11 protein-coding genes are annotated in these 20,555 nt (G+C 36.9%); all 11 read right to left on the bottom strand.

Annotated features, from left to right (window positions below; translation table 11 throughout):
- Positions 1-17: 17 nt before the first annotated feature.
- The gene (locus tag NG806_RS16865) at positions 18-2,057 is read right to left on the bottom strand and encodes a glycosyl hydrolase family 95 catalytic domain-containing protein (protein WP_261510789.1); all 2,040 of its coding nucleotides are present in this window, start codon (positions 2,055-2,057) and stop codon (positions 18-20) included.
- Positions 2,057-4,168, bottom strand: a complete 2,112-nt coding sequence (locus NG806_RS16860; protein WP_214830525.1) for a glycoside hydrolase family 97 protein — start codon at positions 4,166-4,168, stop codon at positions 2,057-2,059. Before NG806_RS16860 ends, NG806_RS16865 begins: the two co-directional genes overlap by 1 nt.
- 85 nt (positions 4,169-4,253) lie before the next feature.
- On the bottom strand, positions 4,254-4,751 hold the full coding sequence (locus NG806_RS16855) for a cupin domain-containing protein (protein WP_261510785.1): 498 nt from the start codon (positions 4,749-4,751) through the stop codon (positions 4,254-4,256).
- A gap of 78 nt (positions 4,752-4,829) precedes the next feature.
- Entirely contained in the window at positions 4,830-7,217 is a 2,388-nt protein-coding gene (locus NG806_RS16850) for an endo-beta-N-acetylglucosaminidase H (RefSeq protein WP_261510783.1), read from the bottom strand.
- 71 nt (positions 7,218-7,288) lie between these two features.
- A complete protein-coding gene (locus tag NG806_RS16845; protein ID WP_261510781.1) occupies positions 7,289-9,445 on the bottom strand; it encodes an endo-beta-N-acetylglucosaminidase H in 2,157 nt (718 codons plus the stop codon).
- Positions 9,446-9,558: 113 nt separating this feature from the next.
- Complete coding sequence (locus NG806_RS16840; RefSeq protein WP_261510779.1) at positions 9,559-10,986, bottom strand: glycoside hydrolase family 125 protein; 1,428 nt, start codon at positions 10,984-10,986, stop codon at positions 9,559-9,561.
- A 33-nt stretch (positions 10,987-11,019) separates the two neighbouring features.
- Positions 11,020-13,254 carry a GH92 family glycosyl hydrolase gene (locus tag NG806_RS16835; protein WP_261510777.1) on the bottom strand — a complete coding sequence of 745 codons (2,235 nt, stop codon included), beginning with the start codon at positions 13,252-13,254 and terminating at the stop codon, positions 11,020-11,022.
- An 88-nt stretch (positions 13,255-13,342) separates the two neighbouring features.
- Positions 13,343-14,314 (bottom strand): glycoside hydrolase family 130 protein, encoded by a 972-nt coding sequence (locus tag NG806_RS16830; protein WP_261510772.1) that lies wholly within the window; start codon positions 14,312-14,314, stop codon positions 13,343-13,345.
- A gap of 42 nt (positions 14,315-14,356) precedes the next feature.
- Positions 14,357-15,649, bottom strand: a complete 1,293-nt coding sequence (locus NG806_RS16825) for an MFS transporter (RefSeq protein ID WP_261510770.1) — start codon at positions 15,647-15,649, stop codon at positions 14,357-14,359.
- A 164-nt stretch (positions 15,650-15,813) separates the two neighbouring features.
- Positions 15,814-17,448 carry a SusD/RagB family nutrient-binding outer membrane lipoprotein gene (locus NG806_RS16820; RefSeq protein ID WP_214830510.1) on the bottom strand — a complete coding sequence of 545 codons (1,635 nt, stop codon included), beginning with the start codon at positions 17,446-17,448 and terminating at the stop codon, positions 15,814-15,816.
- Positions 17,449-17,462: 14 nt separating this feature from the next.
- On the bottom strand, positions 17,463-20,423 hold the full coding sequence (locus tag NG806_RS16815; protein ID WP_214830502.1) for a SusC/RagA family TonB-linked outer membrane protein: 2,961 nt from the start codon (positions 20,421-20,423) through the stop codon (positions 17,463-17,465).
- Positions 20,424-20,555: the final 132 nt, after the last annotated feature.

The following is a 20,555-nucleotide window of genomic DNA, read 5'->3' as shown; positions in this document are numbered from 1 at the left end:
TTAAAAATCCCATTTTCTTATTGACTGTTCGAAAATATTAAGTTTTCAGAACCAATTCCTTTTACAACAACCTTTTTCCAATGAGATGGTAATGTACTTTTTATTTTTTTCAATGATCCTTTTTCATCGATATCAACTCCTCCAAATCCCATGATCATTGTCTGAAGAGCACCTCCAGCTCCAGTAATAAAGTAGGGGTTATCTCCTTCAACCGTTTCGGCAAAAACTCTAAATGGAGGTAAAAGATTAGGTTCATAAGATTCTTTAAACAACTTATAAGCCTGTTTTCCATCCCCCAACCGACTGTATAATAATGCAAAAATAGCCTTGGTCATCGCGGGAGTCTTTTGATTAGGCACTCGTTTTTGATAATATTCCAGATCTTTTCGGATCTGATTTTTATCCTGAATAATGTGAAGAGGGTAAGCCAAGAGATTGACATCTGCCTGTTTAATCGGTTCTCCTTTGTAGGTGTCATACTCCTTTGTAACCCCATTTTCTAATTTTGTAAAAACAAGATGCTCAGCAATATCATCCCAATCTTTGTTTAATGGTAAATCAAGGGCTTTAGCTGCAGCATTTGCAAATTGTAAATTCAGTTTTGCAATGGCATTAGTATACGCATTATTATCAATATTCTCTGCCCATTCATCAGCTGCTACTACATTTTTAATATGATATTCGCTTCCTTTCTTTTCCACCCTGGACTGCCAAAATTCGGCGGTTTTTTGCAAAACAGGCCATCCTTTTTCTTTAAGCCATTTTATGTCCTTAGTAAAAAGATAATAATACCAGGTAGCAAATGCAACATCCCCTGTTATATGATGCTCATAAGTTCCTGATAAAGCCCAAACAGGAGTCTCTTCTTCTCCTGACATAGCGCTTTCCCATGGAAACATCGCTCCTTTATAACCATGTATTGCAGCATTCATTTCTGCTGCTTTTAAACGATCATATCTGTATTCTACAAGGCTTTTAGCCATTTCTGGATGAAAAAACAGCAATGGTTTGAACATGAACATTTCCGTATCCCAAAAAACATGGCCGTTGTACCCAGTACCACTAAGTCCAGCAGGTGATAACGAATGATTAGATCCTTCTCTGGAAAATGAATAAAGATGATACAGCATATTATGAATATCCTGTTGTACCTGTGGATCCCCTTCTATTTCAATATCTCCCTCCCATAATTTTTGCCATTCTGCTTCATGTTTTTTATAAAGATTATCGGGGTCCTGCAAATTTGCGTAGATACTTAATCTTTCTACTGCATTGAAAGGATCGTTAACCTGAGATGAGGTAATTAAAGATCCTATTACTGAAAAAGTATAAGGCTTTTCTGAGGTTTTCAGTTTTTTAACGAATTTCATGAGGTGGGTATCACTATCACGCATCTCATGGGAAATCTTAGGTTGGGTGTATTGTTCTTCAGAAAATACAAAAGTTGTACTCGCTGCCACTGTCACTGCTCCGGTAGGACTTTTTGCTACAGATGTAAGAAGAGGAATCGTTGCGTGCGGTGGTGTTATTTCAGTATAATATTGTTGGGGCTGTATAAATCCTTGTGGTGTCTTTATATTGCTTTCAGCAACGAATGCCAAATCTTTTTTAGGCTGAATACTCACAGTAAGCAACACATTATTGGGCAGATGTCTCAATGCTGTATACTTATATTCAACATGGGCAATATCTCCGTAATCAAACGAGCCTGAAAAAGTAGCCGTCTTAAGATCAATCCTCTGGCTATAGTTGCTTATATTATTTCTGTTGATTTGTTGCCAATTGATGGATAAATTAATATCCAATATATTAAAATTCGAAAGGAAATTACTTGTCCTTCCCCGCCCATATTGATCATAAACTCCAGCTATAATAACACTTCCTACCTTCAATGGTTCTGGTGATGAAACAACACCTATCATACCATTAGAAACCGAAATTCCAGTATAGTTATTAGGTTCGATCTTTTCAGATTTGATGATCCATGGATCCTGTGCAAGACAAAGTTTGAAGAAACCCGCAAAGAATACAGAGAAAAGAACAAGTGATTTTTTCATTATCTTAAATGTTTTATACTTATCGCAAATCCGCCACCAGGTGCCACTTTTATTTTCAGCTTACTGTTTGAATTTACCTGTTGTTTAGATATTTCATAACGTTTAGGATTAGTCTTCCAGTCTGCATCTTTTCCATCTTTATAAATAGTGGCTTCAAATTTTTTGCCTTTTGGTAAAAATGCAAGATCAACAATAGCCTCTCTGGAGTTTTCATCAGTGATACTTCCAACAAACCATTCATTTTTATTTTTTGCTTTTCTAGCTATGGTAATATAATCTCCAGGTTCTGCCTCAAGAATATAGGAAGCATCCCAGTCAACAGCAACATCTTTAATAAACTGAAAAGCATCAGGATATTTTTTATAGTTCTCAATCAGATCTGCTGCCATTTGGAGAGGACTGTATATTGTAACATATAGAGCCAATTGCTTAGCTAGTGTTGTACTTAATTTTGCCTTATTATTTCCATACACGGACAAATCACCTTCAAAGATCCCCGGCGTATAATCCATTGGCCCACCTATTAATCTGGTAAAGGGCAATATTGTTGTATGATCCGGTCTGTTTCCGTTAAAAGATTCAAACTCTGTTCCGCGCGCAGATTCCTGGGCAATCCAATTGGGGAAAGTTCGGTGTAAGCCGGTTGGCCTTACCGCCTCATGTGAATCAACCATAATATGATATCTGGCTGCCATTTCTGCAACGTATTTATAGTGGTTTACCATCCATTGACTATCATGATATTCGCTTCTGGGAATTATAGGGCCTACATATCCGGTTTTTACAGCATCATACCCATTATCTTTCATAAATTGAAAACTCTCTTTAAGCTGTCGTTCATAATCAATGACTGAAGATGTTGTTTCATGATGCATTATAATTTTTACTTTTTTGCTTTTTGCATAGGCCTGAAGTTCTTTTACATCAAAATCCGGATACGCTTTTGTAAAACTGTAAATTTGTTCTTTTCTGTAAGCTTGATTATCTTCCCAACCTTCATTCCAGCCTTCTACTAAAACTGCATCGAATCCATTTTCTGAGGCAAAATCTATATATTCTTTTACATGTTTTGTATTGGCTCCGTGTCTTCCATTCGGTTTTAAGGTTTTATAATCTGTTTCCCCAATTCTGACGTCCTGATTATCAGAATATGCCCAAGTAGAACCTCCGCCTGTAAAATACTCCCACCAGACACCAATATATTTGGTTGGTTTAATCCAGGAAGTATCTTCTACCTTGCTTGGTTCATTAAGGTTAATAATGAGGTTAGAGGAAAGAATCTGCCTTGCATCATTACTGATAATCATAGTACGCCAAGGACTTACTGAACCCGTTTGAATGAAACCCCTGTCTCCATTTTTATCGGGCGTTAAATTCGAAGTTAAAGTAAAATTTTTATCATCAATATTCAATGTCATCGCTGCAAAATTGACTAAAGCAGCTTCATGAATATTAATGTATATCCCATCTTCTGACTTCAGCATCAATGGTGTCTGTACAGCAAGACTAGCGCTTGGAGCTTTCGATGCCAGTGATTCTTTTCGAACGTCGTCAATTAATTTTGAAACTTCTGATAATTTCGAAGTCGTTACAGGAAACTCATTCGTATCGTAATCTGCGGGTATCCAAAACGCTTTATAATCTTTTCCTAAATTAAAATTCGTCATTTCATCTTTTATGGTAAAATGTCTTAAGTCATTCTGAACCGGAAATTCATATCGAAAACCCAGCCCATCATCAAAAAGTTTAAACCTTATATCAAGTTTCCACCCTGTTTTATTTTGAATTAAATGAACAAGCATTTCGTTGTAATGGTTTTCAACTTCTTTGTTTGGCCCCCAAACCGCAATCCAACTTTTATTAAAAGATGAATATTCAACCTTATCAACTTTAAATTCAGAAAAATACGAATAGGAAGGTTTTAAAACAAACCCCAACCGACTATCTTTCAGAATTGATTGATCCTTATAGTTTAATGAATAATATGGAACTCCCTCACCTTCAATTTTAAAATTTAATTTTAGCTGACTATTGGGAGATGAAAGGGATTGCCCTGATACAATAGCTGCAAACAGCATAAACACACAAAAAGATATAATATTTCTCTTCATACTATTTAATCTTAAAAAAGCCCCTGCCCATCATCTCTCTTAGTGGGAGAAATGACGGACAGAGGCAGATATAATTATTTTAGAATTATCTTCCGAAATCGTCCTGTACTCTCACGATATCATCTTCATCTGATGGATTAGACGCATCAGTATGCTGCCATATTTCAGCCACAACTCCCCAATTATCTAAACCTATCAAGCGGTGTCTTTCGCCTTGCTGAAGTTTTATCTGATCCTTAGGGTTATACTCTACCAATTCCCCCTCTTCATCAGTATCACTAGTTTTGATGCCTACTTTTCCTTCAACAACCTGCCAGATCTCAGCTCTTCTGTGATGATACTGCCAGCTTAATCTGGCTTCAGGAGCAACAACCAAAATCTTTGGACTTAGTTTTCCACCTATCTTCAGGCTTTCTACATCGATCCCATCAAAATACTGGTTGGCAAAATCCTGTGCCTGATTTTCATCAATCACAAAAAAACCACCCCAAGGTCTTCCATCATCTTTTGCAGCAAGATTAAAGCCCTGAGCTTCTAACATTTTCTCTACTTTCTCAAATACTTCTTTTTTTTCTGCGCTCATACAGTTTTAATGCTATTTAAATTTAATTCTATTTGTTTAATTATTACTTCAAATCTATGAAGTTATTCATCCTGATATCTATTCTACGATTACCTTTCCTGAAGAAATAATTTGATCGTTCGCCGATTTTATTTTATAAATATAAGTACCAGTGGCTAAATTTTGGGTATTAACTGTGATATTATTTTTATCAATATTCTGTTTTTTAACCAACTTTCCTGAAATATCATAAAGTACAACCTCACTAGCAGAATGATCATTGATGATAAAATGAATATCATTTCCTTTTTTAACTGGATTTGGATATACACTATTCCCTTTATCCATGTCAACATCTCTTGTAGATAATGGCGTGCTGCAAGGAACATCTGTACTCCAGTTAGAAGCGGACATATTGATTAAAGCCGCAAAATGAGTATTGGAAGTAGCATCTAAAGCTCCATTGCCACTACCTTCATCCATTTTCCAATTCGCTTCAAGGCTAAATGAATTTGCTGCAATATTACATTTATTATCCATAATCTCCTGAGGTGTTAATGCTTTTTTCCAAACTCTGAATTCATCTAAGAAACCGTTGAGTGTTCTGGAGTTATCATAATTTCTCGCCAGATAAAGGATCCCATTTGCTGTAAAATTTCCTGTTGCAGCAACACTTGCATCCAGATTTCCATTAATGTAGATCTTCATGGATACACCATCATAAGTTGCCGCTATATGATACCAGGCATTGGTATTCAGTCCTGTAGTGCTATTAAGCTTTATCTGGGACGACCCAAAACTTAAGATGAACTGTAATTTGTTATTCGCAAGATTCCCATCACCAAACCTTAATATTGCTGAATTATTGTCTCCAACTTCAATACCAAGCACTGATGAAATGTAAGGGAAGGCAGGCTTAAATGAATTTACTTTAACCCAACCTTCGAATGTTAAAGCATTTCCACTAAGGTTAAATTGCCCAGCATTAAGATAATTTGTACTGCCATTGAAAGAAAGTGATCTTGGACCAGGACTTTGAACAGGAAGAAAACCACTGTTAAAAGTAGCTTCACCTGAGTATGTGCTGGTATTAGTTCCACCGCATACTGACTGTACTTTCCATACATAGTTTGTGTTTTCTGACAAATTTTGTAAAGTATAGGTGTTGGTTGAAATATTCGGAACTGTAGTCCACGTCGATGCAACAGCAGTTTTATATTGCAGTGTATAAGTAGACGCAGTTCCTGTATTCCAGGATAATTTAGTAGTTGTTCCCAGATAATTACTTGACACTAAACCAGCCGGAGTTTCACATCCGTTTCCTGAATTAAATCTCGGTGCAAAAAGATAAGTACTCTTTAAAGTTGAAGAGCAATTGGATTGTATTCTCCAGTCATAATCTGTGTTTAGAGTTAGATTATTAATGACGATATTGCTTCCTGTATAATTATTGGCTGCATTAATCCACGTATTTGAGCCTACCGCTTTATAATCAATTTTATAAGTCTGAGATCCATTGGAAGTCCAGTTTAGTTTCGCTGTCGTTCCTGTAACATTAGTAACTTCAAGCCCCAGTGGCGGATCGCAAGTTGCCCCCTGAGTCCAAGAATAAAGCTGACCGCTTAGCTGTGTGTTTTCATTATAAAGAATATTCGATCCTGTACTCAAATAACTGGCAGCATTTGTTCCTTTAAGATCATACCACATAAATACTCCATAGCCATCATTTTTTGTATTGGTAGCCAGAGTGGTAAGTGTAGATGCAGAAGTATTCTGTATCCAGGTTGCTGCAGCTGAAATCTTGGAATTAGCAAGAGGTGGTATACTAGGTGCACTATACGTTCCATAATAAGCATTCCATCCATAATTGATGTAATTTCCTGCCTGATCACCATTGTAACTCTGTCTTGTCGTTGCCGGGCCGATAAAATAAAAAGTGATTAATTTATCCGGCATTGCAGCTTTAAGCTCTTGTAATAACATAACAAAAGAGCTGTTATTAGGCTGTCCTGTTCCGTTATTTCCATAATCAGAATATTCATCATCAAGATCAACACCATCTAAACCGTAGGTATAAACGGTATTTGCAATCTGCAATGCAAAATCACGCGCTGCTTCGCGGTTTGGAAAGTTACAAAGCCCTGCTCCCTGATGATTTCCAAGAATATCCAGCAGTACTTTGATTCCTTTTTGCTGTAAAGGCCTTACATAAGTATCTACATCGTTCAATACTTTTGTGACATTATTATTGCTGGAAATGTAGGCCCTACTTTTAGAAACATCATAATTAATGTTAGCTGCAAAAATAATAGCAACATCAAAAAGTTGCTTGTTGGTGTTTTGCAAAGTATAAGACCCTGCATTTAGCATATTGCTGTTATTCACTTCTACATAGCATATTCCTAAAGGATTAAGCTGCGCATTTAATAATGATTTTGCTTGAAAGATCAATAAAATCAATACAATAAGAATAGATTTTTTTTTCATATTAAAATTTGTTTTTAGAAATGGTAGAATCACTGGGCTTAGACTCAATGATTCTACCAATGAAAATATTATTAGTTAACGATTAATTTTTCAGTATGTTTCAGGCTTCCATCTTGAGACTCAAATTGAATGATATAATTTCCTATTGAAAGTTTAGACATCTCATATTGGTTATTCCCAGTATTTAATGTTTTCATTTCTATGATACTTCCACTGAAACTATAGACCGTTAATTTCCCTTTGTTATATTCTTCAGGAACAGAAATAGTAAGCGGTGATGATTTACTTAAAGGATTAGGATACAGTTTTATTTGTTTTTTATCAGCCACTTGCTCCAGTCCTGTTCTTTTTTGATTTCTTCCGTTTTCTGAAATTTTTTGAGTCCCTGTAGCACATGGAATATCTGTTCCCCAGTTAGAAGCATCAATTCCGGTTAAAGTCAGTGTAACACTGTTTCCTGAAGTATCCTGAACTGATGAACCACTTCCTTCATTAAACTTCCAATAGGCAGCGAGAGAAGTAGCTGGAAGTGTGACGTTACACATATTCTGGCTAACCTCTGTCTGATTTAATGCCCGTCTCCAAACGCGAACCTCATCTACTTTACCATTGAAATTTCGGGATACATTATATAAATAACCAACATTAAATGCTCCGTTAGAAGTGAAGTTCCCACTTTGGGAACGGCTTGCATCCAGAGTTCCATTGATGTACAGTTTCATAGTAGCCCCATCATAGGTTGCCGCAACGTGATACCATGTATTAGCATTTAATGCTATATTAGAAGCCAACTTTTGTTGTACATTATTAATACTTAATACAAACTGAAGTTTATTATTGGCAAGATTACCATCTCCTAATCGTAAAAATGCAGAATTACTGTCGCTTATTTCTGTTCCCATAATAGATGAAATATAAGGGAATCCTGATTTAAAAGATGATGGTTTTATCCACCCTTCAAAAGACAATGCTGAACCGCTTAAATTAAGATTTCCGGCTGAGCCTGATTCGCTGCTTCCATCTAAGGAAAGAGCATAAGAACCTGTTGGAACGGTTGTTCCGGTACCACTGTTAAATCTTGGAGCAAAATTATAGGTACTTTTTACACTGCAATTTGTCCTTATTCTCCAATCATATTCCGTATTCTGCGCTAATCCTGATATCGTTACCGAAGTGGAAGTAGTAGCAGCTGCAACACTCGTCCATGTATTTGAAGAAGCTGGTTTATAATCTACATCATAAGTATTCGTTCCAACAGCTGACCAATTTAGTTTTACACTTGTCCCGGTAAGATTGCTTGTATACAATCCAATTGGAGCATCACAATTGGTTCCTTGTGCCCATGACTGTAAAGGAGAGCTTAAAACAGTTTGTTCTCCATACAATGTTTGTGTTCCTGCTGAAAGTTGTGTGGTCTCACTAGTTCCGTGAAGATCATACCAAAGAAATAACCCATATCCTCCAGTTTTAGTCTGACTTGCCAAACTGGTTGTTGTAGAATTAGAAGTATTTCCCATCCATATGGCTGCTGGGGAAATTTGCGCCTTTGTAAGAGGAGGAACACTTGGTGCAGAGAAAGTGCCATACATTGCATTCCAGCTGTAGTTAATGTTATCTCCTACTCTGTTTCCATTCCAAGAAAGTCTTGATGAAGCTGGACCATAATAATAAAATGAAATGATCTTATCCGGCAATAATGCTCTTAATTCCTGAATCAGCATTACAAAAGAGCTGTCATTAGGCTGCCCGGTTCCATTTTGACCGTAATCTGAATACTCATCATCAAAGTCGATACCATCTAAACCATAAGTGTTTACGGTATGAGCAAGTTGTAAAGCAAAATCTTTAGCAGCTTCACGGGTCGGAAAATTACAAAGTCCCGCTCCCTGATGATTCCCCAAAATGGTCAATACCACTTTCATTCCTTTTTGCTGAAGTGGCTTGATGTAAGTATCTGCATTGGTAAGTACTTTGGTTACATTATTATTACAATACAGATATGCTCTGCCTCTGTTGGTGTCATAGTTAAGGTTTGCAGCAAAAATATTTACCACACCAAATAAGTATTTATCTGATGTTTGCAGTTTGTACGATCCTGCATTCAGGATATTGTTATTGTTCACTTCTACATAGCAGATTCCCAAAGGATTAAGCTGCTGTGCTTTGATAAAAGAGTTTGACTGAAAAATCAATAAGATCAGTGCAATAAGAATGGATTTTTTTTTCATAATATGACTTGGTTTTGTTGTTTTTTAAAGTATAAAATACTGGAAAACAGCTTGAATTAAGCTTTATCTAAATGTTATGAACAAAAAAAGAACCTGGTGTTACTGTAAAGTTTCTACGTCAATAAATCTTGATTTTCGTTAAAGGTTTTCCATAATAATTCTCCAAATAAGGTGTTGGACCATGCAAACCATCCTCTTGTAAACTTTTTGTCATCATCCTTATTAAAGGATTCATGCATGAAACCTGTTCCACCATGCGTTTTTTGTAAAGTTTCTATGCACCATTTTATTTCACCTTTATCTTTAGTTGTAAGGGCTTTCATAATGATGCTCATTGGCCAGATCATATCAAGACCGATATGAGGTCCGCCAATTCCTTCAGCCAGCTTTCCTTTGAAAAAGAAAGGATTATCCTTTGACCACACATATTTTCTGGTATTTAAATAGATAGGATCATCAGCTTTTACTGCTCCCAGATAAGGTAAACCTAAAAGACTCGGACAATTGGCGTCGTCCATCAAATTATAACTACCGAAACCATTCGTTTCAAAAGCATATATTTTCCCATACTCGGGGTGATCGTAGATTCCATACTTTTTGACGGCAGCATCGACCTCATCAGCCAGACTGCTTAATTGCTGAGCCAAAGCTTTTTCATTTTTTATCTCCGAAACCATCTCCGCGGCCTGTCGTAAACTTACTACTGCAAATAAATTAGATGGGATCAGGAACGCATAAATAGTGGCGTCATCACTTGGACGGAACATTGAATTGATAAGACCTACAGGATTCGTAGGATAACCATAACCTCCCATCGGGATTCCATCTGTAGCCCAAGCCGTCGTACGTTCGAATTTGTAAGGACCTAAGTTTGTTTTTCTCTGTTGCTCAGTAAAAGTTTGTAAAGTAAGTTTAATACCCCGCAACCAGTTATCGTCAAAAGGTTTTACATCTCCCGTTGTTTTCCAGAAATTATACGCCAGACGAATAGGATAACATAATGAATCGATTTCCCACTTTCTCTCGTGAATACCTGGTTTCATATCTGTATGATCATACTCTTTCCACTTGCTTATCTTATTATCATCATTATAGAATGCATTAGCATAAGGATCTTTTAAGATGAATTGTGTTTGCTTATGTATTACTCCAGAAATGAGCTTATGTAGCTTTTCATCCTTTTTTGAAAACTGTAGATAAGGAAATACCTGAGCCGAACTATCGCGAAGCCACATGGCATCTATATCTCCGGTAATAACATACGTATCGGGAGTTCCGTTAATTTCTTTATAAAAAACTGTAGTATCTAATGTATTCGGGAAACAGTTTTCGAAGAGCCATGCTAATTCTTTATTTTTAACTTTCTTTTTAAACGCTGAAATCGCAGTTTCTACTGCTTCACTGGTAAAATGCCTTTTATCTTTAGGAACACGGACCACAGGGAATTCTTCAAAGCTAAAACTTTTCGCAAATGTATTCTGACTCCATAATAAACCTGCTCCAGCTAATGCACTTGTTTTTAAAAATTTTCTCCTTTCCATTGATACTTTTATTTCGTTGTTATTTTATTAATTCTATTTTACGGGCTTATTTCCCATCACAAATCTCAATTCGCCACCATTCATAATGTCGCTGTGGTTCAATTCCCAGCTTTTAAATTCTTTCCCATTCAGATACATTTTCTGAACATATATATTCTTATCAGATATTTTGTCCGCAATCACGGTGAAAGTTTTCCCATTCTCCAGTTTTAAAGAAACTTTAGGGAACTGAGGAGCTCCAATCGCGTAAACCGGCTTACCTGGAGTAACCGGATAAAATCCTAATGAAGAGAAAATATACCAGGCTGACATCTGTCCGCAATCTTCGTTATTTACAATTCCATCAGGTTTTGCCGCATACATATTATCGCGGATGAATTTTATCATTTTCTGAGTTTTGTATGGAGCTCCCGCATAATTATAAAGATAAGGAACATGATGTCCCGGTTCATCACCAAATCCTAAAGATCCAATAAATCCTGAAATATCAACATGCTGCTCACCCTCCATTTTAAGTGCGTCGGTAAAAGTCTTATCCAGTTTTTCTTCGAATCCTTTTTTTCCGCCATACAGATTCATCATTTCATCAATCTGATGCGGAGCAAAGAAATCATACGCCCAGATATTTCCTGAAACCCAATGAGGTTGTAATTTTTTCCAGTCATTTAACTGAAAATCAGGTAAGAATTGACCGTTTTTTTGTTTCGGCCAGAAATGGCTATTCTCTTTATTGAATGTATTAAGGAAATTCATTGAACGTTTCTTATAAACTTCCGCATCCTCTTTTTTACCTAATTTTTCTGCCAGCTGCTGAATACACCAGTCGTCATAGGCATATTCAAGAGTTGCGGAAACAGAAGCCCCATTTTCTGATGGTGAATAACCAAGTTTGATGTAATCATTAAGACCGCCACCGCCATCACTGCTGCTCATTTTATCCGTTAAAGAAGCGTCTTTCATTGCAGCGAATGCTTTCTCCTGATCAATTCCGGGCACTCCTTTAGAAATGGCATCCCAAATAACTGATACACTATGGTAACCAAGCATACAGAAATTATCATATCCACAAAGCTCCCATATCGGCATATGATCTTTACGGTCTGTATATCTACTAATCAGAGAAGTTGCAAATTCTTTAGTATGCTTCTGATCCATAATAGTAAGCAGGGGATGTGTCGCTCTAAAACCATCCCAATACGAGTACGTACTATAGTTTGTGAACCATTTCGTATTCATATTTTCCTGAGCGGCTACATAATCTCCATTGGTATCCATATATAGATTTGGTGCAATGAAAGTATGATAAACTCCTGTGTAGAAGATTTTTCTCTGATCGTTTGTTCCTCCTGTTATCTGAAATCTATTCAAGAGGTCCCGCCATGTATTTTGTGCTGTTTCTTTAGCTTTGGCAAAATCAATATTTTTTGCTTCAGCGTCAAAATTTTCCTTTGCTCCTTCTGTACTTACCGGAGATAAAGACACTTTTACCTCGATGCTTTCGTTCTGTTCAGTAGAAAACCTTACATATGCTTTTGCATCTTTAGCAAGGGCAAAATTTTCATTATCTTTTATTTTTCCCTCAGAATAGGTTCCATAAGACTTAAATGGTTTTGAAAATTCCATTACGAAATAGGCAAATCTTTTTCCACCCCATCCATTACTGTAGCAATAGCCTGAAATTTTGTTATTTCCCTCTATTCTTACCAGTGTATGATTAATATTTCCGAAGATTTTGTTCGTTGGATCAATGATAATGTTTGATTCATCACTCTTTGGAAATGTATATTTATGAAAGCCTACTCTTGGCGAAGCCGTCAATTCTGCTTTTATGCCATAACTGTCCAACATCACAGAATAATATCCAGGTGAGGCAGTTTCTTTTTCATGACTGAATTTGGAACGATAACCGCTCTCCGGATTTTCTTCTGAACCGGGAAGCATTTTTACTTTTCCAACGGTAGGCATTACCAAAATATCTCCAAGATCAGCCCAACCGGTTCCACTAAGGTGATTGTGGCTAAACCCCATTATAGTCTTACTGCTGTAATGATATCCTGAACACCAATCCCAGTCACCACTTTTTGTATTCTGATCGGGGCTCAACTGTATCATTCCGAAAGGTGTTGTAGCTCCCGGGAATGTGTGGCCGTGCCCGCCAGTTCCTATAAAGGGATCCACCCATGAAAGGACATCATCCTTCCGTTGTTGAGCATTAACCGTTTGAAAAAACAGAGCAATAAAAAAATAGATAAGCAGTTCTTTTTTCATAATAGAGAGATCTTGAACATTTTTAAGACAACACAAAAAAATGAAAATTTTATTTTAAAAGCGAGAAAATGACGCTTTTCATTACAATTTAAATAGAATTGTTTTTCATAAAATCAATAATTTCTGAGATATATCCAAAAGCTATAGCAACTGTGGTATCAGCAGCACCATAATATACAGTAACTTTATCTCCTTCCGACAATGCTGCACAAGGAAAAATCACATTAGGAACATCTCCTGTTAGCTCATACAATTCTGCCGGAGCTAACAGATAAGGTTTTGTTCTGTACAACACTTTTGAAGGATCTTCAAGGTCAAGCAATGCAGCTCCCATCGAATATCGGAAACCACTGCATGTATTAATTACTCCATGATAGAATAACAACCATCCTTCATCGGTTTTTATTGGAACCGGGCCACCTCCGATCTTAGTACATTGCCATGCGCTATCTTCAAAAGGTGTTACTTTCATTACACAACGGTGTTCACCCCAGTATTTCATATCCGGACTATAGCTGATGTAGATATCTCCAAACGGAGTATGCCCATTATCACTTGGACGACTCAACATCGCATATTTACCATTGATCTTTTCGGGGAAAAGCACTCCATTTCTGTTAAATGGTAAAAAAGCGTTTTCACACTGGAAAAATTCTTTAAAATCAAAAGTATAACCGATTCCTATGGTAGGCCCATTATATCCGTTGCACCATGTGATCCAGTAACGGTCTTCAATAAAGGCAACACGTGGATCGTATTTATAATCAGATTCGATCATTTCAGTATTTCCTGCCTGCATTTCAATAGGATTGTGATTGATATCCCAGTTAATACCGTCCTTACTAAAACCTGCGAAAATATTCATTTGCACGGCTTTGTTGTCACATCTGAAAACTCCCGCAAATCCATCTTCAAAAGGAACTACGGCACTATTGAATATACTGTTTGATGTAGGTATCGCATATCTGTTGATAATTGGATTTTCGGAGAAACGCCACATTACATCGTGACTATCTACCGGACGATCCTGCCAAGGGATCATTGCTGATTGAGGTGTCATAAAGTATTTTTTACTTTTATTTAAAATTATTTGATAATTGAATTATTCTTCTTTTTGTTTTTCCGGATGAGGAAAGGGTGCTATAAATGTGACTGCAAATGCAGGAATAGTAGCAATCAGAACCCAGATGAAAAACATTTTGTATCCGATCCAATCACTGATCATTCCACTGAACATTCCAGGAATCATCACACCCAGATTCATGATCCCTGTTGCAAATGCATAATGGGCTGTTTTATGTTTTCCCGGTGCTATCTGCTGCATCATATACAACATAAGCCCAACAAAACCAAACCCATAGCCAAAGTATTCTACGACAACAGCAATACTTACTGGTAAAAGAGTATCTGGTTGGTAATGAGCCAATAAGGCATACACTACAAACGGAACATTGAAAGCACAGCAAAGCCAGATTAAAGATCTTTTCAACCCTCGGGCAGAAATAAAATAACCCGCCAGTACAGATCCTAAAATAAAGGCTGCTGATCCATAAGTTCCATAAATAAGACCGATATCCGATGTGGACAATCCTAGTCCTCCCGAAGCTCTCGGAGCTTTGAAAAACAATGGGGCAATCTTTATGGCGAATCCTTCTGCAAAACGATATAAAATAATGAACAATACAGACCACATAATATTACGTTTTGTGAAGAAAGAAGTAATCACTTCCAAAAGTTCATGCCGGACATTTCCAGCCGTTTTTTCATTTTTCTGCTTTTCCTGTTTATTTTCTTTCGGTAAAATAGAATAATGATAAATGGCCAAAATGAAAAATAAGACCGCATAAACTCCCATGATGATCATCCATGCATGAGTAACTCCCTTCGTTTTCTCTAAAACCCCAGCGAAGTAAACCAGTACTCCACTGCTGATAATCTTGGCCAGGTTATAAAATGCTCCCTGCCATCCTATATATTTTGCCTGTTCTTTATTGGTTAAAAAATTGATATAAGTCCCGTCTGCTGCAATATCATGTGTCGATCCACAAAACGCAACAACAGCAAAAAGAGCGATACTATACTTGAAAAATTCTGGTAATGGAAGAGTGAATGCAACCAAAGCAAACAGAATCCCTATCGCAAATTGAGTAAAAACAACAAAGAATTTTTTTGTTTTATAGATTTCCAAAAAAGGACTCCAAAGAGGCTTAAGTGTCCAGGAAAATAAAATCAGAGCAGTCCAGAAAGCAATCTTTGAATCCGAAACCCCCATATCCTTATACATGATCCCGGAAACAGCATTAATAGTCACAAAGGGTACACCCATTGCAAAATACAATGTTGAAATCCAGAAAATAGGTTTTATTGAATGAGTCTCGGAGCTGGTCTTTCCCATATTACTTTTATACAAAGAGAGTATCTCAAGGGTTCATTCCGATTTAAACGAAACTTGATGAAGAAATAAAAAAACAATAGATTCTTCCTACATCGGAACGAAAAAAATCAAATAAAATCTGACCCTTGAGACTTCCCCTAAATTTTTAATTTTTTAAATTAAATTTATGGTTTCTTATCCCACCATAGTTTAGTTCCACCTGTATCTGCTCCACCTAAATATTGCAAGGCCTGAGGATAATTAAATAGTGAATTTTTAGTATCTACAGTAAATGGAATTCTACGAATCATTGCATCTGTACTGATAAGCCCGCCACTATCATTTTGTCTTACTTTGAAAAGAATAGGATAACCGGTTCTTCTTTGCTCTGCCCATGCTTCAGGTCCGTTAGGATAAAGCGACAACCACTTTTGGGTAATGATCCTTTCTAATTTTCGTTCATTAGAATCAGCATTGTTCCAGGCAATGGTAATCGTACTCAATTCAGGGTGTCCAAGACCTATATTATTAGCGGTATTTTTTGGATCAACATACGGAGCTTCTGTAGCAGTGTTATTGGCAAGATATGCAGCAACACTAGCGCTTTTCCCCCATTCACCAAAAGATTGCTGAACTCCAGTTTCATAATCTGCCTGGATTCCACCAGCTCCAGCATAACCTCTCAGTGCTGCTTCTGCTTTCAGGAACCAGGTTTCGGCAGCGGTAAACAATTTCATTTTACCGTCAGTAGCAGAGAAATAATCTCCATTTGCCGATTTTGCCTGTGGCTGAGAAAATCCTCCATAAGTAGTTTTCCCATTTAATAAATCAATTCCTTGTCGTATTCCAATATACTTCCCATTAATTTGAGCATCACTGTCCGTTGCAGGAATTGCATAGGCAGGAAGTCTAGGGTCATTATACCCGTTCATATAGGCCATTAATGGTGCTCCTATAAGACAATCTCCCCAACCATAGATAATGAAACTCAATTCAGACTGACCAACGCTGATCAAAGCATTATCTTCATTTTCAGTAATTAATCCTGCAGATGATGCAAGCGCTTCTTCAGCATATTGCTTGGATTTTGCAGGATCAGCATAACTCATACGCATCGCTAACCTCAATTTAAGAGAGTTAGCTAATTTTGCCCATTTACCCATATTTCCCTGATAGACTAAATCTGCTTTTTTTAATGCAGATTTATCTTCTACATTTTGTGTTGCAGGGCTATTCTGTATCATTTGTAGATCATTAATAGCAGCCGTAAGATCAATAATAAACTGATTATAGGCATTTTGTTGAGAATCAAAATCCGTAGTACCATTGGCATTCGGTGTGTCATATTTACTGTATACTACTGGACCATGGTTATCAGAAACCCTTGCAGCAGTAATTACTCTCAATATTTTTTTAACTGCAAATGTTCCTTTAAAATCTATACCTGGATAGATTTTCTTAGCAGCATTATCAATGTTGATAGAATAATTGAAAATATCCTGTTGTCTAGCAATAATCCTGTTGTTCCATCCATCCATCATATAATAGGTCATATTATTTTTTCCCCCATTAAACTGTGATGCTGTACTGAACATCCCGCTGAACATATCGGCACTCAAATTAGGATAGAGCTGGTAATCTGCCTGAAGCCCTCTCTGCATAGAAACTAAAGGGTCTACCACCAATTTAAAATCTGCATAAAAATTTTCAGGCCCTCCTAACTTTTCCTGATTATATTGATCAAGTTCACTGGTACATCCGGAAGCAGAAGCTAATACTACCACTCCTAGTACCCATGTTTTTATATTAATGATTTTCATTTTGTATTGTAAAATTAGAAGTTAGCTTTTAGTGATAATCCAATAGATCGGGTGATCGGTAATCCAAATGAATCTACCCCTACACCACCAGGTGTATTTCCTGATACCTGCTCAGGATCGAACGGCGCCTTTTTATAGAAGAAAAACAAATTCGTTCCTACAAGACTTACTGTTGCACTTCTCATATATTTTGAATTCACATCAAAGGTATAGGAGACTGATGCCTGGCGTAAACGTACTGTTGTAGCACTATACATATAGGCCTCATCAATCCCTGTATTATTTTCAATTCCTCCAATTGCTTTATAGTATGCTTTTGGATCTGTTTTGCCAGTATAGATCTGTCCTGCATTAGGTGTTCCCGGTGCATACACTGAATTTGGAATAGATACCCCTCCTGCATCACGAGCATTCGCAGAAGCCTGGCTCACACCATAAACATCATTCGCTTTTTCAGTAAGTGATAATACCTGTCCTCCAAATTTCCCATCAACAAGGAAGGAAATGCCTAATTTACCAATATTAAAATTATTGTTAAAACCTAAGATAAATTTAGGATTTGGGTTACCTAAATAACCAAGGCTCCCTGTAGTTGCTAATGGAATACCATCTTTATCCACTAAAATACGACCCTGATCGTCTCTTTGATATTTAATTCCATAAATATCACCAAACGAACCTCCCAATTTCATTTTTGTGTAGTTTCCACCACCAGTCAATGAAAACAGTTGATCCTGAGGAATATTTAGGCTTGACGGAAATAGTTCCACGATCTTGTTTTTGTTCACAGATCCATTCAATGTGGTTGTCCAATCAAATTTCCCTGTGTTGAAAATCTTGTATGATAATGAAGATTCAAACCCCGTATTCTGTATCTTTCCGGCATTAATATAATATGAACCAGTAGGAATGCCTCCTAAATTGGAAGAGATCAATGTTTCTAACAATTGATTAGTAGCATTAGAGTCATAATAAGTAAAATCAAAATTAAGCCTGTTTCTAAGTATTCTCAATTCAGTACCTGCTTCAAATGTTTTATTAAGCTCCGGTTTTGGAAATAGATCCTTATAACGGGGATCAGTAACAAATGAACTCTTAGGATATACAATTGTTCCTGCGTCTACTCCAAAAGAATATCCTTTATTATATTCTAGCATTGCGTTTGATATATTTGGTGGCAACCCTAGCCCAACAGTAGCATAAGATGCCCTTAATTTCCAGAAATTAATAACTTCCGGAAGTTTAAAGACCGAGGATAATATAGCATTTGCACCTATTGATTCGTAGTCAAATCCTTTTCTACCAGTTAAGGCCAAAGTAGAATCCCAGTCGTTTCTGAATGTCATGTCCAGGTACAACATATTTTTGTATCCAACAGACGCACTGGCAAAAAATGACTGTACCTGTTTTTTTAAGTTATAATAAATATAATGATACCCATCTCCCGGAGCCCTGTTTCCTGGCCACAAAAGGTTATTTAGTGCAAATAAATTGGGTGTTACCAGACTGGCGTTATCAATTTGCGTTACTTTATTTCTTGTTGTATTAATACTTCCTCCCACTGTAAAGTCTAGAGAAATATCCTCACTTAATTTTGGGCTACCAACCAATAAAACATCTCCATAAGTGGAAGAATTTTCATATGTATTTCTAAGCAATCTTCCATTCGTTCCATTGACCAACAATGCCGGGTCTGAGTAGGCAGAAATTCCTCTCTGGCTATCGGAGATACTCCAGCTGTAGTTTCCACGCACTCTGGCAGTCAACCAAGGATTGATCTGGTAGGATAGAGCTACTGCACTGTATGTATTTTTGTTACTTACTGTCACCTTATCTCTATTCAATATCCAATATGGATTCTGTGTAGCAGGATTTCCTTTAAATGATCCGTCTGGCTTTACCTCCCACCAATTTTGGGCTGGAAGTAAACGATTTTTATCAATGTAGGAATAATTATCTCCCCCATACTGATCAAAATCTACTCCTCTAGGCAACCAATACAGACTCGTTAAGGGAGAAAAAGATACCCCCGGGGATTGTCTGTTTTCACTATTCTGTATGGAACCAATGAAGTTAGCATCCAACGTTAATTTATCATCCAGAAATTTACTGGAGTTTCTGAAAGAGACATTGTACTGATCAAAATAAGAAAGAGGAACAACTCCTTTGTTGGTTGTATTTCCTAAAGAAAAATAATTTGTTGATTTCTCATTTCCTGATTGAAAGGAAAGACTATTAACCCATGTTGTTCCGTTTTGTAGAAAATCTTTTAAGTAATCCTTAGAAGATCCTTTTGCTCCCCAACTCTGAACAGAGGCACCTGGAGTGTCGTTCGCCACAGATGGATCATAGGATAGATAACTGTGTTGCAATTTAGGAAGACTATATGCCCGTTCTACACTGAAACTAGAACTATAGCTAATAGAACTTCTTCCGGCTTTCCCCTTTTTTGTTGTGATTAATATTGCACCGTTACCACCTGCAGAACCATAGAGCGCTGAAGCTGAAGCTCCTTTAAGAAAATTCATGCTTTCAATATCATCTGGGTTGATGGAGCTTAATACATCCCCCGCATCTGGCATACTTGAATACTGACTGATCTCAGGAGCTTTCCCCGCATCATTGATGATTGGAATTCCATCGATCACATACAATGGCTGACTATTAGATACAGATTTATTCCCCCTCATTACCACTCTTACGGAACTTCCTACACCATTGGTTCTATTGATCTGCACATTGGAAACTTTTCCGTTGATGGAATTTAAAAGATTGGGAGTCTTTACAGCAGTCAGTTCATCTCCGCCAATCTGTTGGCTTGAATAGGTAAGAGAGCGTGCTTGTTTTTTGATCCCCAAAGATGTCACAACAACCTCTTCAATATCGGCTGTTTTAGTTGTATCGGCTGGCTTAGCTTCTTGTGCATATCCAAACACAGAAAAGGCTAATAAAACCGGTATAGCAGTTTTTCTCATAGGTAGATTAAATAGTGTTTAATTTAGAATCAGTACTTTACATCTTGTTTTTACTTATAAAACAAACCCAACTTATTTTGCTTAACATTTATGTATCATAAACACCAAACAATTAAAGTTTTGTTAAAATTT

The organism is Chryseobacterium paludis (assembly GCF_025403485.1).
In the GTDB taxonomy this organism is placed as follows: Bacteria; Bacteroidota; Bacteroidia; order Flavobacteriales; family Weeksellaceae; genus Chryseobacterium; species Chryseobacterium paludis.
Note: the sequence above shows the minus strand (reverse complement) of the source record. Positions and strands in the feature narration are given on the sequence as shown.

Bases quoted from the DNA above. Each gene is read 5' to 3' on its own strand.
- NG806_RS16865 (WP_261510789.1), bottom strand. From the start codon at position 2,057: ATGAAAAAATCACTTGTTCTTTTCTCTGTATTCTTTGCGGGTTTCTTC.
- NG806_RS16860 (WP_214830525.1), bottom strand. From the start codon at position 4,168: ATGAAGAGAAATATTATATCTTTTTGTGTGTTTATGCTGTTTGCAGCT.
- NG806_RS16855 (WP_261510785.1), bottom strand. From the start codon at position 4,751: ATGAGCGCAGAAAAAAAAGAAGTATTTGAGAAAGTAGAGAAAATGTTA.
- NG806_RS16850 (WP_261510783.1), bottom strand. From the start codon at position 7,217: ATGAAAAAAAAATCTATTCTTATTGTATTGATTTTATTGATCTTTCAA.
- NG806_RS16845 (WP_261510781.1), bottom strand. From the start codon at position 9,445: ATGAAAAAAAAATCCATTCTTATTGCACTGATCTTATTGATTTTTCAG.
- NG806_RS16840 (WP_261510779.1), bottom strand. From the start codon at position 10,986: ATGGAAAGGAGAAAATTTTTAAAAACAAGTGCATTAGCTGGAGCAGGT.
- NG806_RS16835 (WP_261510777.1), bottom strand. From the start codon at position 13,254: ATGAAAAAAGAACTGCTTATCTATTTTTTTATTGCTCTGTTTTTTCAA.
- NG806_RS16830 (WP_261510772.1), bottom strand. From the start codon at position 14,314: ATGACACCTCAATCAGCAATGATCCCTTGGCAGGATCGTCCGGTAGAT.
- NG806_RS16825 (WP_261510770.1), bottom strand. From the start codon at position 15,649: ATGGGAAAGACCAGCTCCGAGACTCATTCAATAAAACCTATTTTCTGG.
- NG806_RS16820 (WP_214830510.1), bottom strand. From the start codon at position 17,448: ATGAAAATCATTAATATAAAAACATGGGTACTAGGAGTGGTAGTATTA.
- NG806_RS16815 (WP_214830502.1), bottom strand. From the start codon at position 20,423: ATGAGAAAAACTGCTATACCGGTTTTATTAGCCTTTTCTGTGTTTGGA.